The 563-nt window shown below is 35.7% G+C and carries 1 CRISPR repeat array.

Annotation, left to right across the window (positions count from 1 at the left end):
* Positions 1-13: 13 nt before the first annotated feature.
* A CRISPR array of direct repeats spans positions 14-560; the repeat unit is 37 nt; unit sequence CTTCCAGAATGATCCATTAAGAAACTAGGATTGAAAC.
* Positions 561-563 lie beyond the last annotated feature (3 nt).

The following is a 563-nucleotide window of genomic DNA, read 5'->3' as shown; positions in this document are numbered from 1 at the left end:
ATAGATAATTTCTCTTCCAGAATGATCCATTAAGAAACTAGGATTGAAACGCGAGCTAGGAATTAAACCTAAGATAGATAATTTCTCTTCCAGAATGATCCATTAAGAAACTAGGATTGAAACACTGATGCAGAAACGTTGTCAAACGTCATTTCGAACTTCCAGAATGATCCATTAAGAAACTAGGATTGAAACACCGTAATAGGTCTTTGGCTATTGCTAGAACCGAAACCTTCCAGAATGATCCATTAAGAAACTAGGATTGAAACCAAGCTTCTAATGCTCTATAATTACTACCCAATCTTCTTCCAGAATGATCCATTAAGAAACTAGGATTGAAACTATACTGAAAATTCATCTCTCTGTTAATGTCTTCTACTTCCAGAATGATCCATTAAGAAACTAGGATTGAAACATCACCGGGTAAGGATCATATCCAACCAACCAAAAACTTCCAGAAGTATCCATTAAGAAACTAGGATTGAAACCCTCCGTTATACGTCCGGCAATTCTAACTTGAATGCTTCCAGAATGATCCATTAAGAAACTAGGATTGAAACAAA

This window comes from Arenibacter nanhaiticus (assembly GCF_900141935.1).
Classification (GTDB): domain Bacteria; phylum Bacteroidota; class Bacteroidia; order Flavobacteriales; family Flavobacteriaceae; genus Arenibacter; species Arenibacter nanhaiticus.
The sequence above is the reverse complement of the archived record's forward strand: the minus strand, read 5'-3'. Positions and strand labels throughout refer to the sequence as shown.